General features: G+C 74.2%; 12 protein-coding genes, 1 pseudogene and 1 riboswitch. Of the genes and pseudogenes, 8 read left to right on the forward strand and 5 right to left on the reverse strand.

What is annotated here, in order from left to right; all coding sequences use genetic code 11:
- Positions 1–132: 132 nt before the first annotated feature.
- Both OHS17_RS07305 and OHS17_RS07310 read right to left on the reverse strand, forming a co-directional pair.
- On the reverse strand, positions 133–1,260 hold the full coding sequence (locus OHS17_RS07305; protein ID WP_330311501.1) for an alpha/beta hydrolase: 1,128 nt from the start codon (positions 1,258–1,260) through the stop codon (positions 133–135).
- Positions 1,261–1,320: 60 nt separating this feature from the next.
- Positions 1,321–1,980, reverse strand: coding sequence for a class II aldolase/adducin family protein (locus OHS17_RS07310; RefSeq protein ID WP_330311502.1), 660 nt, complete (start codon positions 1,978–1,980; stop codon positions 1,321–1,323).
- Positions 1,981–2,112: 132 nt separating this feature from the next.
- Here OHS17_RS07310 and OHS17_RS07315 point away from each other — a divergent pair, with 132 nt between their 5' ends.
- The 7 genes from OHS17_RS07315 to OHS17_RS07345 all read left to right on the forward strand — a co-directional run bounded on the left by OHS17_RS07315 (position 2,113) and on the right by OHS17_RS07345 (position 10,639).
- A complete protein-coding gene (locus OHS17_RS07315; RefSeq protein WP_330311503.1) occupies positions 2,113–3,378 on the forward strand; it encodes an inorganic phosphate transporter in 1,266 nt (421 codons plus the stop codon).
- 33 nt (positions 3,379–3,411) lie between these two features.
- The gene (locus tag OHS17_RS07320; RefSeq protein WP_330311504.1) at positions 3,412–3,645 is read left to right on the forward strand and encodes a hypothetical protein; all 234 of its coding nucleotides are present in this window, start codon (positions 3,412–3,414) and stop codon (positions 3,643–3,645) included.
- A 147-nt stretch (positions 3,646–3,792) separates the two neighbouring features.
- Positions 3,793–3,920: riboswitch (cobalamin riboswitch) on the forward strand.
- Positions 3,921–4,043: 123 nt separating this feature from the next.
- Positions 4,044–5,036, forward strand: a complete 993-nt coding sequence (locus tag OHS17_RS07325; RefSeq protein WP_330311505.1) for a cobalamin biosynthesis protein — start codon at positions 4,044–4,046, stop codon at positions 5,034–5,036.
- Complete coding sequence (locus OHS17_RS07330; RefSeq protein ID WP_330311506.1) at positions 5,033–6,586, forward strand: cobyric acid synthase; 1,554 nt, start codon at positions 5,033–5,035, stop codon at positions 6,584–6,586. The genes OHS17_RS07325 and OHS17_RS07330 overlap by 4 nt, the downstream gene beginning before the upstream one ends.
- A complete protein-coding gene (locus tag OHS17_RS07335) occupies positions 6,583–8,604 on the forward strand; it encodes a putative cobaltochelatase (protein ID WP_330311507.1) in 2,022 nt (673 codons plus the stop codon). The genes OHS17_RS07330 and OHS17_RS07335 overlap by 4 nt, the downstream gene beginning before the upstream one ends.
- Positions 8,604–9,203 (forward strand): cob(I)yrinic acid a,c-diamide adenosyltransferase, encoded by a 600-nt coding sequence (cobO, locus tag OHS17_RS07340; protein ID WP_330311508.1) that lies wholly within the window; start codon positions 8,604–8,606, stop codon positions 9,201–9,203. The genes OHS17_RS07335 and cobO overlap by 1 nt, the downstream gene beginning before the upstream one ends.
- Entirely contained in the window at positions 9,197–10,639 is a 1,443-nt protein-coding gene (locus tag OHS17_RS07345) for a cobyrinate a,c-diamide synthase (RefSeq protein WP_330311509.1), read from the forward strand. Before cobO ends, OHS17_RS07345 begins: the two co-directional genes overlap by 7 nt.
- A gap of 5 nt (positions 10,640–10,644) precedes the next feature.
- On the opposite strand, the gene OHS17_RS07350 is transcribed toward OHS17_RS07345, so the two are convergent.
- Positions 10,645–11,367 (reverse strand): ZIP family metal transporter, encoded by a 723-nt coding sequence (locus tag OHS17_RS07350; RefSeq protein ID WP_164634389.1) that lies wholly within the window; start codon positions 11,365–11,367, stop codon positions 10,645–10,647.
- A 6-nt stretch (positions 11,368–11,373) separates the two neighbouring features.
- Between OHS17_RS07350 and cobC the strand changes: the two are divergent.
- Positions 11,374–12,983, forward strand: a pseudogene (gene cobC / locus OHS17_RS07355) (Rv2231c family pyridoxal phosphate-dependent protein CobC).
- A 105-nt stretch (positions 12,984–13,088) separates the two neighbouring features.
- Here the strand turns inward: cobC and OHS17_RS07360 are convergent.
- Positions 13,089–14,216: an SCO1860 family LAETG-anchored protein gene (locus OHS17_RS07360; protein ID WP_330311510.1), complete on the reverse strand. Its 1,128-nt coding sequence runs from the start codon at positions 14,214–14,216 to the stop codon at positions 13,089–13,091.
- 324 nt (positions 14,217–14,540) lie between these two features.
- Entirely contained in the window at positions 14,541–15,641 is a 1,101-nt protein-coding gene (locus OHS17_RS07365; protein ID WP_330311511.1) for an amidohydrolase family protein, read from the reverse strand.
- Positions 15,642–15,647: the final 6 nt, after the last annotated feature.

Raw genomic sequence — 15,647 nt, forward strand, 5'->3', positions numbered from 1 at the left:
TCGCGCGGGGTACGGGACGTCACGGGAGCAGTCTTGCCCCTGACGGCCCGAAAGCCCAAACGGAACCCGGGTCACCGGCGTTGACGGGCCCCCGCACCGGCCGGGACCAATCGGCCGAACCGGCGCATCACCTCACATCAGGGGCGTGAGGAAGCGGCGCAGGGTCTCCTCGTAGCGGGCCGGGTCGGCATTCCACATCGCCGCATGCGGAGCGCGGTCCACGGTGTGCAGGGAGACCGTGTCGGGGCGCGTCGCGGCAAGCCGGCGGGAGTGCACCCAGGGCGCCAGAGTGTCGTCGGGGCCGTGGAAGATCAGCGTCGGGACGTGCAGGGTCGCCGGCAGCGAAGTCTCCAGGAGCCCCGTGCCGTGCAGTCCGGTCTGGCCCTGGGCGGCGCGCACGGCCAGCGGCAGCAGCGCGGCGGGCACCCCGCGTGCGGCGGCCAGGCCGCGCAGGGTGTCGGTCCAGTCGAGCACGGGCGAGTCGAGGACGAGGCCGGAGATCCGGTCGCGGAGCGCGGAGCCCACGCAGGCGTGCAGCGCCATGGACGCGCCGGTGGACCAGCCGTACAGGATGACCTGCTCGGCGCCGTTGCGGACGGCGAAGCGGATCGCGGCGTCCAGGTCACGCCACTCGGACTCGCCGAGGTGGCCGAGCCCGTCCGGGGAGCGGGGGGCGCCCGGGTCGCCCCGGTAGGCGAGGTCGAGCACGGGCAGCTGTTGGCCGTGCAGGAAGCCGACGAGGTTCAGCGGGTGCTCGCGGGTCGCACCGATGCCGTGGACGGTGATGACCCAGGTGGGGCGGGGCGCCGGGACGTACCAGGCGGGCAGTTCGCCGAGCTCGCCGGGGATCCGCACCTCGCGGAAGGCCAGACCGAGCGCGCTGCCGGGGTCGCCGCTGTACACCTGGGGCGTGAGGCGGACCTTGTCGCCGGGGGCGAGGATGCCGTGGTCGACGCGTTCCAGCCGGCGCACGACGGTGTCGGCGGCCTGGTGGGCCCGGTCGATCACGGGGCCGACGACGGCGTGGACGTCCTTGCCGGTCAGCCCGTACGTGCCGGGGCGCAGCGAGGTGAGGGACCGGGTCAGGGTGACCTGCCCGGCGGCCGTCGCGTGGACGGTGAGTTCGCGGTCGGCGGGGAGCGGTCGGCCGGGCGGCGTCTTGAGGGCGACGTCGCCGGCGAACCGGCCGGCCGCGACCGCTGCCGCGCCGGCGCCGATGAGTGTGGTGACGGCCGCTGCCGTCGCGGTAACCGGGCGCACACCCTCAGTGTCGGGGTCCGGGCGCCTCGATGCCAGCGGGCAGGGCCGTCCGGTGCCGCCTCAGCCTTGTTGCCCGTATCCCTTCAGGGCCTCCAGGACCTCGCCGAGCTGGTCCTCCGACAGCAGGGCCGGGGTGCGGCCGGGTACGGCGCTCGCGGTGAGCCAGACGCGGCAGAGCCATTCGAGCTGGGCGGTGCGGTCGTACGCCTCGTCGAGGGTGGCGCCGTAGGTGGCGGTGCCGTGGTTGGCGAGCAGGCAGCCGGTGCGGTCGCGGAGGGCGGTGAGCATGTTCGCGGCGAGTTCGGGGGTGCCGTACCGGGCGTAGGGGGCGACGCGGACCGTGCCGCCGAGCATCGCGGCGGCGTAGTGGACGGAGGGGACCTCGGTGACGAGGGTGGAGACGGCGGTGGCGTGGACCGCGTGGGTGTGCACAACGGCCTTCGCGTCGGTGTTCCGGTAGACGGCGAGGTGGAGGGGAAGTTCGCTGGTCGGGGCCAGTGTTCCGAAGGTCTGGTTGCCTTCCGGATCGACGCCGGTCAGGTCCTCGGGGCGCAGCCGGTCGTACGGCACTCCGCTGGGTGTGACCAGCACCGTGTCGCCGACCCGCAGCGAGACGTTTCCGGAGGTTCCGACGACCAGCCCCTCGGCCGCCGTGCGGCGCGCCGCGGCGACGACCGCCTCCCATCCACGGGCCATCTCGTCGTGCCGTCCGTCACTCATCCGAAGATCCTTTCCGGGCCCCGTCCGGCCGCCGCCCAGGGGGTCACCGCAACGCCCTGCTCAGTTCATCTTCTGTTCACTCAAGTTGCCTACGTTCCACGTGCCAATGACGTCGAACGATTGCCTGGGTAAATGGAACACATCACGCTGCTGCTCGCGATAGTGATCGTGACAGCTCTAGTGTTCGATTTCACGAACGGTTTCCACGACACCGCCAACGCGATGGCCACGACCATCTCGACCGGCGCACTCAAACCCAAGACGGCGGTCGCGATGTCCGCCGTTCTCAATCTGGTCGGCGCGTTCCTGTCCGTGGAGGTCGCCAAGACGATCTCCGGCGGGATCGTCAACGAGGACGGCCTCAGAACCGAGGTCATCTTCGCGGCGCTCGTCGGCGCCATCCTGTGGAATCTTCTGACCTGGCTGGTCGGGCTCCCGTCCAGCTCCTCCCACGCACTGTTCGGCGGCCTCATCGGCGCCGCGGTGATGTCCGCCGGCTGGTCGTCGGTCAACGGCGGCACCATCGTCACCAAGGTGCTGCTGCCCGCCGTCGCCGCCCCGATCGTGGCCGGTGTGGCCGCGCTCCTGGCCACCCGGCTCACGTACCGGATCGGCGGCAAGATCCGTAACGACGCCCAGGAGAAGGCGACCGCCAAGGGCTACCGGGCGGGGCAGATCGCCTCGGCCGGGCTCGTCTCGCTCGCCCACGGCACCAACGACGCGCAGAAAACGATGGGCATCATCACCCTCGCCCTGGTCACCGGCGGCGTCCTCTCCCCCGGCTCCAACCCGCCGGTCTGGGTCATCGTCAGCGCCGGTCTGGCCATCGCGCTCGGCACGTACCTCGGCGGCTGGCGCATCATCCGCACCATGGGCAGCGGCCTGACCGAGCTGAAGCCCCCGCAGGGCTTCGCCGCCCAGACCAGCGCGGCCACCGTCATCCTGGCCTCCTCGCACCTCGGCTTCTCCCTCTCCACCACGCAGTCCTGCTCCGGGGCCGTGATGGGCGCGGGCCTCGGCCGTGCCGGGGGTGTGGTCCGCTGGTCCACCGCCACCCGGATGTTCGTCGCCTGGGGCCTGACCCTGCCGGCCGCCGGTCTGGTCGGTGCGGGTGCCGAGTTCCTGACGAAGCAGGGCACCTGGGGCGTCGTGGTCGTCGCGGCCCTCCTGGTCGCCGGTTCCGGGGCGATCTGGGTGCTCTCGCGCCGCAAGCCCGTCGGCCACGGCGATGTCGCACCGGGCACCGAGGACACGGCTCCGGCCGAGCCCGCCGGTGTCGTCACCCAGGCCATCGCGGCCGTGAGCCCGCCGCCCACCGTGGCGCACGACCTCGCCGCCACCATTCCGGCGCCCGCCGCTCCCGTCGCCGCCGATCCGGCCCGACCCGCCACGGTCTGACAGACCCCGGTACTCCGGTAAAGGACACCCCGTATGAACATCGACTGGGCAGCTCTGGGCACCGTCTTCGGCGTCTCCCTCGTCACCACCGTCGCCCTGGTGGGCCTCTTCACGCTCGGCATCGTCGGCCTCTCCAAGCAGCCGGAACCGGCCGCGCAAGGCGGTCCGGCGGGAGGCTCGCTGCTGCTGGCGCGCGCCGGGGCGTACGTCTGCTTCGGGCTGTGCGCGGCGGCGGTCGCGTACGGCATCCATCTCATCGTCGCCTGACGCGACACCCCTCCCTCGGGCCGGACGCACCTCGTGCGCGTCCGGCCCGATGTGCGTCCGCCCACACCCCGCCGTCGCAGGTCAACGGCGAGTTGACGGGCGTTCGCGGGGCGTGGTGGACTGCCGGAGCCATTACGGCGACAGCAGAGGAAGCCGGTGCGAATCCGGCGCGGTCCCGCCACTGTCACCGGGGAGCGGTCCCCCACCGCACGTCACGGTCCGCGCGAGCGGGCTGGAAGACCGGGGGAATCCGCCGATCCGGAAGCCAGGAGACTCCTGTCGCCGTCACGTCGAACCAGGGCGCGGACCCTGAGTGAGGACATATCGCCATGCCCGGCTGCCGTGCGCCCCTCTCCCCACAGCCTCTGTCGGCGGACTCCGGTACGGCCGGCTGAACCGTGCGTGCCGATCGCATCTACGCGTACGGCGCCACCGCCGGCCTGATCGGCGACCTGCTGCTCGGTGACCCCCGCAGGGGCCACCCGGTCGCCGCCTTCGGGCGGGCCGCCGCGGCCGTCGAGGACCGGCTCTGGCGCGACCACCGCGGCCGGGGCGCCCTGCACACCCTGATCTGCGCCGGGGGCGCCGCCGGGAGCGCCGCGCTCGCCGCCCGCGCCCTGCGCCGCCACCCCGCCGCGTCCGTGGCCCTGACCGCTGCCGCCACCTGGTCCGTCGTCGGCGGTACGTCGCTGGGGCGCGAGGCCCGGGCCATCGGCGGGGCGCTCGCCGCGGGGGACGTCGAGCTGGCCCGGGAGCGGCTGCCGCACCTGTGCGGGCGCGACCCGCAGGCGCTGGACGGCCCCGGGATCGCGCGCGCCGTCGTGGAGTCCGTCGCCGAGAACACCTCGGACGCCGTGGTCGGCGCCCTCGTCTGGGGCGCCCTCGCCGGGGTCCCCGGGCTCGTCGGCTTCCGCGCCGCCAACACGCTCGACGCGATGGTCGGCCACAAGTCGCCCCGCCACCTGCGGTACGGCTGGGCCTCGGCCCGGCTGGACGACCTCGCGGGCTGGCCCGGCGCCCGGCTCACCGCCCTGCTCGCCGTGGCCTCCGGCGGCCGCCCCCGGGAGGCGGTACGGGCCTGGCGGGCGGACGCCGCGCAGCACCCGAGCCCCAACGCGGGGCCGGTGGAGGCCTCGTTCGCCGGGGCGCTCGGCGTACGGCTGGGCGGGACCCTCGCCTACGGCGGCCGGGTCGAACACCGGCCCGTGCTCAACGGGGAGGCCGGGCGGGCGGTGGAGACCGGGGACATCGAGCGCGCGGTGCGGCTCTCGCGCCGGGTGGGCGTGCTCGCCCTCGGCGTCACCGTGGCCGCCCGGCTGGGCGCGGGGGCCCTCGCGCGCCGGGCCCGGACACCCCACGGATCCCGTACTGCTGGACGGAGAGCGATATGAGCGGCGGACTGCTGGTCGCCGGGACCACATCGGACGCGGGCAAGAGCGTCGTCACGGCGGGCATCTGCCGCTGGCTGGTGCGCCGGGGCGTGAAGGTCGCCCCGTTCAAGGCGCAGAACATGTCGCTGAACTCCTTCGTCACCCGCGAGGGCGCCGAGATCGGCCGGGCCCAGGCGATGCAGGCCCAGGCCGCCCGCGTCGAGCCGACCGCACTGATGAACCCGGTGCTGCTCAAGCCCGGCGGCGACCGCTCCAGCCAGGTCGTCCTGATGGGGCGGCCGGTCGGCGAGATGAGCGCCCGCGGCTACCACGGCGGGCGGCAGGAGCAGCTGCTGTCCACCGTCACGGACTGCCTGGAGCAGCTGCGGAGCACGTACGACGCGGTGATCTGCGAAGGCGCGGGCTCGCCCGCCGAGATCAACCTGCGCCGCACGGACATCGTGAACATGGGCATCGCCCGCGCCGCGCGCTTCCCGGTTGTGGTGGTCGGGGACATCGACCGGGGCGGGGTCTTCGCCTCGTTCTTCGGCACGACCGCGCTGCTCGCGCCGGAGGACCAGGACCTCATCGCGGGGTATCTGGTCAACAAGTTCCGGGGCGACGTCTCGCTGCTTGAGCCGGGGCTCGACATGCTGCGGAATCTGACGGGCCGTCCCACGTACGGGGTGCTGCCCTTCGCGCACGGGCTCGGCATCGACGAGGAGGACGGGCTGCGGGTGTCGCTGCGCGGCACCGTACGCGAGTCGACGGTCGCCCCGCCGCACGGCGAGGACGTCCTGCGCGTCGCCGTGTGCGCGATCCCGCTGATGTCGAACTTCACCGATGTGGACGCGCTGGCCGCCGAACCGGGCGTCGTCGTGCGGTTCGTGGACCGGCCGGAGGAGCTGGCCGACGCCGACCTCGTCATCGTGCCCGGCACCCGGGGCACGGTGAAGGCGCTGGCCTGGCTGCGCGAGCGCGGGCTCGCCGAGGCGTTGCGGCGGCGCGCCGCCGAGGGCCGGCCGGTGCTCGGGATCTGCGGCGGCTACCAGATCCTCGGCGAGCACATCGAGGACGAGGTCGAGTCGCGCGCCGGACAGGTCGACGCGCTCGGCCTGCTGCCCGTGCGGGTCCGCTTCGACCGCGAGAAGACGCTCGCCCGGCCGGTCGGCGAGGCGCTCGGTGCGCCCGTCGAGGGGTACGAGATCCATCACGGCGTCGCCGATGTGCGCGGCGGCGAGCCGTTCCTGACGGACGGCCGGGGCACCCCGCTGGACGGCTGCCGGTCCGGTGCAGTCTGGGGCACGCACTGGCACGGCTCGCTGGAGAGCGACGCCTTCCGCCGCCGGTTCCTGGCCGAGGTCGCCCGGCTCACCGGCCGCCGCTTCGTGCCCGCGCCCGACACCTGCTTCGCCGCGCTGCGCGAGGAACAGCTCGACCGCCTCGGCGACCTGATCGAGGAACACGCGGACACCGACGCGCTGTGGCGGCTCATCGAGTCGGGCGCGCCGTCCGGTCTGCCGTTCATTCCGCCCGGAGCGCCCGCCATGCCCGTCAAGGAGGCCCTGTGAGTACGCCCTACCCCTTCACCGCCATCGTCGGCCAGGACGACCTGCGGCTCGGGCTGCTGCTCAACGCGGTCAGCCCGGCCGTGGGCGGGGTCCTGGTCCGCGGCGAGAAGGGCACCGCCAAGTCGACCGCCGTGCGCGCGCTGGCCGCGCTGATGCCGGAGGTCGCCGTCGTGCCGGGGTGCCGGTTCTCGTGCGACCCCGCCGCGCCCGACCCGGCGTGCCCGGACGGCCCGCACGAGGACACCTCCGGCGTGTCGCGGGCGGCGCGGACCGTGGAGCTGCCGGTCGGCGCGTCCGAGGACCGGCTCGTCGGGGCGCTCGACATCGAACGGGCCCTCGCGGAGGGCGTGAAGGCCTTCGAACCCGGCCTGCTCGCGGACGCGCACCGCGGAATCCTGTACGTGGACGAGGTCAACCTGCTCCACGACCATCTGGTGGACCTGCTGCTCGACGCGGCGGCCATGGGTGCCTCGTACGTGGAGCGCGAGGGCGTCTCCGTACGGCATGCGGCGCGGTTCCTGCTCGTCGGGACGATGAACCCGGAAGAGGGCGAGCTGCGGCCGCAGTTGCTCGACCGGTTCGGGCTGACCGTCGAGGTCGCGGCGTCCCGGGAGACGGACCAGCGGGTGGAGGTCGTGCGGCGGCGGCTCGCCTACGAGGACGATCCGGCGGGCTTCGCGGCGCGCTGGGCCTCCGAGGAAGCGGAGTTGCGGGACCGGATCGCGGCCGCGCGGGCGCTGCTGCCCGAAGTGGTGCTCGGCGACCGGGCGTTGCGGCAGATCGCGGCGACCTGCGCGGCCTTCGAGGTCGACGGGATGCGCGCGGACATCGTCATGGCCAGGACCGCGACCGCGCTGGCCGCGTGGGCGGGGCGCACCGACGTGGAGGCCGAGGACGTCCGGCAGGCGGCGCTGCTCGCGCTCCCCCACCGGAGGCGGCGGAACCCCTTCGACGCGCCGGGCCTCGACGAGGACAAGCTGGACGACACGCTGGAGCAGAACGGCGGCGAGGACGACGAGCCGGAGCCGGACGGGCCCGGTGACGGCGGTGGCGGCGGAGGGGGCGGCGGGCTGCCGCCGCAGGGGGACGGGCCCGACACGCCGCCCTCCCCCGCCGACGGGGCGGACGACACGCCCGGCGCCCCGGTGCCCGGGCAGGGTGGGGAGCAGCAGCCCGTACGGGCCGGTGAGCCGTTCCGTACGAAGATGCTCAGCGTGCCCGGTCTCGGCGAGGGCGCTGCGGGGCGGCGGTCCCGGGCGCGCACCGAGCACGGGCGGACGACCGGTGCGCGGCGGCCCGAGGGTGCGCTGACCAAGCTGCATCTGGCGGCGACCGTGCAGGCCGCCGCCCCGCACCAGCGGGCGCGGGGCCGGTCCGGGCGGGGGCTCGTGGTGCGGCGGGACGATCTGCGGCAGGCGACGCGGGAGGGGCGCGAGGGGAATCTCGTGCTGTTCGTCGTGGACGCCTCCGGGTCGATGGCCGCCCGGCAGCGCATGGGCGCCGTGAAGGGCGCGGTGCTGTCCCTGCTGATGGACGCCTACCAGCGGCGCGACAAGGTCGGCCTGGTCACCTTCCGGGGCCGGGACGCGGAGCTGGCGCTGCCGCCGACCTCGTCGGTGGACGCGGCGGCGGCCCGCCTCGAGTCGCTGCCGACGGGCGGGCGCACCCCGGTGGCCGCCGGGCTGCTCAAGGCCCATGACGTGCTGCGGGTGGAGCGGCTGCGCGACCCGTCCCGGCGGCCCCTGCTGGTCGTGGTGACGGACGGGCGGGCGACCGGCGGGCCGGACCCGGTGGCGCTGGCCGCGCGGGCCGCCCGGCTGCACGCGGCCGAGGGCATCGCGTCGGTCGTCGTGGACTGCGAGACGGGGCCGGTACGGCTGGGGCTCGCGGCGAACCTCGCCGCCGACCTGGGCGGCACCGCCGTCACGCTGGACGAGCTGCGCGCCGAATCGATCGCCGGGCTGGTCAAGGACGTCCGGGGCACGGGCTCCGGGCACACCGACAGGAGGGTCGCGTAATGCCGCAGGGACAGCCGGAGAGCGTGCCGGACGACGGACTCACCACCCGGCAGCGGCGCAACCGGCCGCTGCTGATGGTGCACACCGGCATCGGCAAGGGGAAGTCGACGGCGGCCTTCGGGCTCGCGCTGCGCGCCTGGAACCAGGGGTGGCCCATCGGGGTCTTCCAGTTCGTCAAGTCGGCGAAGTGGAAGGTCGGCGAGGAGAACGCGCTGAAGGTCCTCGGCGCGAGCGGCGAGGGCGGGTCCGTCGCCTGGCACAAGATGGGCGAGGGCTGGTCCTGGGTCCAGCGCGACGACCAGACGGACAACGAGGCGAAGGCCCGGGAAGGCTGGGAGCAGGTCAAGCGCGACCTGGCCGCCGAGACGTACCGGCTGTACGTGCTGGACGAGTTCGCCTATCCGCTGCACTGGGGGTGGATCGACACCGGCGAGGTCGTCTCCGTCCTGCGCGACCGCCCCGGTACGCAGCACGTGGTGATCACCGGCCGCAACGCACCCGCGGCGCTGCTGGACGCGGCGGACCTGGTGACGGACATGTCGAAGGTCAAGCACCCGATGGACGCCGGGCAGAAGGGCCAGAGGGGCATCGAGTGGTGAATGTGCCACGCCTGGTCATCGCCGCGCCCTCGTCCGGGAGCGGCAAGACCACCGTCGCGACGGGGCTGATGGCGGCGTTCGCCGCGCGGGGGCTCGCCGTGTCCGGGCACAAGGTGGGCCCCGACTACATCGACCCCGGCTTCCACACGCTCGCGACCGGGCGGCCCGGGCGCAACCTCGACGCCTACATGTGCGGGCCCGAGCTGATCGCGCCGCTGTTCGCGCACGGGGCGCGGGGGTGCGGGCTGGCCGTGGTCGAGGGCGTGATGGGGCTGTACGACGGGGCTTCGGGCCTCGGTGAGCTGGCGTCCACCGCGCATGTGGCGAAGCTGCTGCGGGCGCCGGTGGTGCTCGTCGTGGACGCGTCCTCGCAGTCGCGGTCGGTGGCGGCGCTGGTGCACGGCTTCGCGTCCTGGGACGCGGAGGTGCGGACCGGCGGGGTGATCCTGAACAAGGTGGGGTCCGACCGGCACGAGGCGCTGTTGCGGGAGGCGTTGGAGGAGTCGGGGGTGCCGGTGCTCGGTGCCCTGCGGCGGGCGGAGGGGGTTTCCGTGCCGTCGCGGCATCTGGGGTTGGTGCCGGTGGCGGAGCGGCGGTCCGATGCGGTGGCCGCTGTCGCGGCCATGGCGGGGCAGGTGGCTGCGGGGTGCGACCTGGAGGGGTTGTTGGCGTTGGCTCGGTCGGCGCCTGGGGTGCCTGGGGCGGGGTGGTCTGCGGGGGAGGCGGTGGGGGGCGCCTTCGGCGGTTCTGTTCCCCTGCCCGCCCCTTCCCGTAACCGGGGCTCTGCCCCGGACCCCGCTCCTCAAGTGCCGGAGGGGCTTGATTTGGCGGGTGTCAAGCCTGTTGTTGCTGTTGCCGGTGGAGCCGCCTTTACGTTCTCGTATGCCGAGAACACCGAGTTGCTTGCCGCTGCCGGGGCTGACGTCGTTTCCTTTGATCCGCTGCGGGACGAGGCTCTGCCGCTCGGGACCCGGGGCGTCGTCATCGGGGGTGGGTTTCCCGAGGTGTACGCCCCCGAGTTGTCGGCCAATGAGGCCTTGCGGAAGGCCGTCGCGGAGTTGGCGCTCTCCGGGGCTCCGGTGGCCGCCGAGTGTGCCGGGTTGTTGTATCTGGCGCGGTCGTTGGACGGGCTGCCGATGTGCGGGGTGCTCGACGCCGAGGCGCGGATGACGAAGCGGCTGACGCTCGGGTACCGGGACGCCGTGGCGCTCACCGACAACGTGCTGGCGCCCGCCGGGGCGCGGATGCGTGGGCACGAGTTCCACCGGACCGTCATCGAGCCGGGGGCGGGCGACGAACCCGCCTGGGGCATGCACCGGCCCGAGCGGCGCGTCGAGGGGTTCGTCCGGGGCAACGTGCACGCGAGCTATCTGCACACCCACTGGGCCGCGTCGCCCGGGACGGCCGCGCGGTTCGTGGAGCGGTGCCGGGGGTGACGGGGTCACTGGGCGAGGCCCACCACCAGCCAGATGAAGCACACTCCGGCCACCGTGCACAGCAGCGTGGACCGCGCCGGGTGGTCGTGGTGGGCCTCGGGCAGGATCTCGGCGGCGGCGAGGTAGAGCAGCGCGCCGCCGAAGAAGCCGAGATAGCAGCCGAGCAGTTCCTCCGGCAGGGTGAACAGCAGCGTCGTCGCGGCCCCGACGACGGGCGCCGCCGCGTCCGCGAAGAGCATCGTGAGGGCCTTGCGGCGGGCGTTCCCGTACAGGCTGGTGATCGTGTACGTGTTGAACCCGTCCGCGAAGTCGTGCGTGATCACGGCGAGCGCGACGGCCGCCCCCATGCCGCCGCCGACCTGGAAGGCCGCGCCGAGCGCCACCCCGTCCATCAGGCTGTGGCCGACCATCGCGGACGCCGCCGTCAGCCCCACCTGCGGGACCCGCTCCTCGGCCGCCCCGTGGGCCGCCTGGCGCACCGCGAGCAGCCGCTCCACGAGGTGGGCGACGAGGAAGCCGCCGACGAACAGCAGCAGCGCCGCCGGGACGCCGAAGACCAGGCCGCCCGCCGCCTCCACCGCCTCGGGCAGCAGGTCCAGGCCGACCACGCCGAGCATCAGCCCACCGGCCAGACCGAGGACCAGGTGGCGGCGGTCGCTGACGCGCTGGGCGACCCAGCCGCCCGCCAGGGTCATCAGGAACGCGCCGAGCGCGACGAACACCGCCATGGCCTCTTGCTAGCCGATGCACCCCGCTCCGCGCATCTCGGCGCGCTCGTCGTCGGCGTCGGCGCCTCCCGGGGCGTCTGTGCCGACGAGGTCACCGGGCTGGTCCTGGAGGTGCTGCGGGAGGCGGGGCTCACAGGGCTCGCCGAGCTGGTCACCGTCACGGCGAAGGCCCGGGAGCCGGGGCTGCTCGACGCCGCCGCGCGGCTCGGGGTTCCGCTCCGCGCGTACCCGGCGGACGTGCTCGCCCTGGTCCCCGTCCCGCACCCCTCCGGCGCGGCGTTCGCCGCCCTCGGCACCCCCTCGGTGGCCGAGGCCGCCGCGCTCGCCGGCGGCGGTCAACTCCTCGTGCCCAAAAGGAAGTCACGGCCCCGCGACGGGGGCCCGTCGAGGGCCACCTGCGCGGTCGCGCGCCGGCCGGTCGGGACCGTTGCGTGAAACAGGGTGCGGGGCGCATAGTCATCCTGCCGGAGTCCACCCAGGCCACGGCGCACACCCCCCACCACACCCCCACCACGGCGGTCATGCACACTCCCACTGAGAGTCCCGACGCGACAGGCGCGGGCACCCACGATCTGCGTCACCACGGAGACGCGGAAGTACGCGGACGGGGCCGGGATCTGACCGATCTCGCCGTCAACGTACGCGCCGGTACCCCACCGGCCTGGCTGAAGGAGCGCATAGCCTGCTCCCTGGGCGCGCTCGCCGCGTACCCGGACGGCCGCGAGGCCCGCGAGGCCGTTGCCGCGCGCCACGGACTTCCCCCCGAACGCGTCCTGTTGACGGCGGGCGCGGCGGAGGCCTTCGTCCTCATCGCCCGTGCGCTGCCCGCCCGGCGGCCGTACGTGGTGCACCCTCAGTTCACCGAGCCCGAGGCGGCGCTGCGCGCGGCCGGGCACGAGGTGGGGCGGGTGCTGCTGCGGGCCGGGGACGACTTCCGGCTCGACCCCGCGGACGTGCCCGACGACGCGGATCTGGTGGTCGTCGGCAATCCGACCAACCCGACGTCCGTCCTCCATCCCGCCGCCGTCCTCGAACGCCTCGCGCGTCCCGGCCGGACCCTGGTGGTGGACGAGGCGTTCATGGACGCGGTGCCGGGCGAGCGCGAGGCCCTGATCGGGCGTACGGACATCCCCGGGCTCGTCGTCCTGCGCAGCCTCACCAAGACCTGGGGGCTCGCCGGGCTGCGCATCGGTTACGTGGCGGCCGAGCCGGAGACGATCCGCACCCTGGCGGACGCCCAGCCGCTGTGGCCGGTGTCGTCGCCCGCGCTGGCGGCGGCGGAGGCGTGCATGGAGCCGCGCGCGCTGGCGGAGGCCGCCGGTGCGGCGGACCGGATCGTGGTGGACCGGGCGCATCTGGTCGCCGGACTGCGGGAGTTCTCGGAGGTCCGGGTGGTCGAGCCGGCCGAGGGGCCGTTCGTGCTGATCCGCCTCGACGGGGCCGCCGAGATAAGGGAGCGGCTGCGGATGCTGGGGTTCGCGGCGCGGCGAGGAGATACGTTTCCTGGGCTCGGGGACGGCTGGCTGCGGCTGGCGGTGCGCGACCGGACGACGACCAACCGCTTCCTCCAGGCGCTGGACCTGGCGCTCCAGGCGCTGACGGTGGCGGGGCGGTAGCGAAGGGCGCTCCGGGTGGTGGGCGGTGCTCCACCAGGTGAGCGGTGCTCCCCCCTCGGAGCACCGCTCGCCCTCCCCTCCCCCGGGGTTCCTCCCCTCGGGCCGTCAGCCTCGGGCGCGGCGGCGGGTCAGGACCATGGCGCCCGCCCCGGCCGCCAGCAGCAGCGCCGCGCCGCCCGCGATGTACGGGGTGCTGGAGCTGCTGCCCGTCTCGGCCAGGTCCCCGTCCGTGGCGGCCGGGGCCTGGTCCGTACCCGTCTGGGTCTTCACGTCGCCGCCGCCCCCGGTGGAGCCGGCCTTGTCGCCGCCGCCCGTGGAACCGCCGTTCCCGGAGCCGCCGTCGGTCGCGCCGCCGTCACCCGAGCCGCCGTCCGTCGAACCGCCCCCGGTCGCGCCGCCGTTCTCGTTCCCGCCGTTGTCGCCGCCGCCGTTCTCGTTCCCGCCGTTCTCGTTGCCCCCGTTGTCACCGCCGCCGTTGTGGCCGCCCCCGTTGCCGCCGCCGCCCGTGTGGCCGCCGTGGCCCTTCGGGGTTTCGCAGGTGGCCTCCGCGAGCGTGACCTCGCCCTTGACGTCCGCGACGTTCAGGTTGCCCGGGTTGATCGACACCTTGAGCTGGAGTGCCACAGCGGCGGCCGTGCGCGAGGTGGTCCGCGTCTTCGACAGGTCGAGCGTCACCTCGCCGACCTGCGGCACCGCGACCCGCGTGGTACCGCCCGCCGTGAGCGTGACGCGCTTTCCGAGCACCGACACGGACCCGAGCACATTGGCCTCGGCGACCGGCCGGCTGCCCGCCTCGCAGACCGCCTTCGAGGTGACCTTCTCCACCTTGAGCAGCGGGAACATCGTGAGCCCGGGGAGGCTCACCCGGGCGTTGGCGAGATTGCTGTAGCCGGCGGCGCGGTGCTGGTCGGCGGTGGCCTTCGCGGTGGCCACATCGGCCTTGAGAACGCTGAACGGCTTTCCGCGGTCCACCCCGTCGAGCCGCACGCTGAGCGCGGTCTGCTCGGCGCTGCGCGGCGCCTGCACCTCGTTGAGCGTGACCTTCAACGGCACATCGACCGTCTTGTTGAGGAGGGAGACGTCGAGTGCGGTACGGAGCACGACCGCGCTCGCCTTCCCGTCGCCGCCGGACGTGGTGGTCGCGGGGGCGGCGTGGGCCGGGACCGCGACCAGGGCGGCGACGGGAGCTGCGGCGACCGCCAGTGCGGCGAGGCGGAAGGTGTTGCTGTTCAAGATGGTGGAACCCCCACAGGAGACATGGAGCCACCGGTGCGCCGTCCAATGGGGGACATCGCGGGCACCGGTGGCCTCGACTCCGTGAATCTTTACGCACAGAGGGTGAACTGGCGGACACCTGACGCCAGTTCACTCCAAAGGGGGGTTTCCGTGCCTGTATTCGAATATTCCGGCACGTGCGTTCCTCGGGTTCACCCGTTTCACTGAGCGCCGGGGCGTTTCGGACCGCGTGAGGGCGGCCCGCACGAGGACTGTGCCGCGTACACGGAAAAGGTTCAACGAGCGGACCGCCCCCGGGTCACTGCCGGTCAACGCGGTGCGTCAGCCGATCACGCGCCCGTTCAGGACGACCCGGCGCGGCCCGGCCAGCACCCGCACGTCCGTCCGCGGATCCTCGTCGTACACCACGAGGTCGGCCGGTGCCCCCTCCTCCAGTCCGGGCCTGCCGAGCCAGGACCTCGCCCCCCAGGTCGTCGCGGACAGCGCCGCCAGCGGCGGGATGCCCGCCTTGACGAGCTCCGCGACCTCGTCGGCCACCAGGCCGTGCGCGAGGACCCCGCCCGCGTCGGTGCCGACGAAGACCGGCACCCCGGCGTCGTAGGCGGCGCGCACGGTGTCGTAACGGCGTTCGTGCAGTCGCCGCATATGGGCGGACCAGCGCGGGAACTTCGTCTCGCCGCTCTGCGCGAGCGAGGGGAAGGTGGCGATGTTGACCAGGGTCGGCACGATCGCCACGCCGCGCTCCGCGAAGAGCGGGATGGTGTCCTCGGTGAGGCCCGTGGCGTGCTCGACGCAGTCGATCCCGGCCTCGACCAGGTCGCGCAGCGAGTCCTCCGCGAAGCAGTGCGCGGTGACGCGGGCGCCCAGCCGGTGCGCCTCCGCGATGGCCGCCTCCACGGCCTCGCGCGGCCAGAGCGCCGTCAGGTCGCCCACCTCGCGGTCGATCCAGTCGCCGACGAGCTTCACCCAGCCGTCGCCCCGGCGCGCCTCCTGGGCGACGTAGGCGACGAGCTCGTCCGGCTCGATCTCCCAGGCGTAGTTGCGGGTGTAGCGGCGGGGCCGGGCGATGTGGCGGCCGGCCCGGATGATCTTCGGCAGGTCCTCGCGGTCGTCGATCCAGCGGGTGTCGGCGGGCGAGCCCGCGTCCCGCAGGAGCAGCGCCCCGGCCTCCCGGTCGTCCAGGGCCTGCTTCTCGCTGGTCGCCGCGTCCACGGCACCGTGGTGGTCGAGTCCGACGTGGCAGTGGGCGTCGACCAGACCGGGCAGGGCCCAGCCGGTGACGGTGACGGCGTCGTCCGCGCCGGGCGGCCGCTCGTAGGTGACCCGGCCGCCGACCGCCCAGAGCTCGTCCCTGACCTCCTCGGGTCCGACGAGCACCCGCCCCTTCACATGCAGCACCCGCGATGCCTCGTGATCACTCATGCACAG

The organism is Streptomyces sp. NBC_00523 (assembly GCF_036346615.1).
GTDB lineage: Bacteria > Actinomycetota > Actinomycetes > Streptomycetales > Streptomycetaceae > Streptomyces.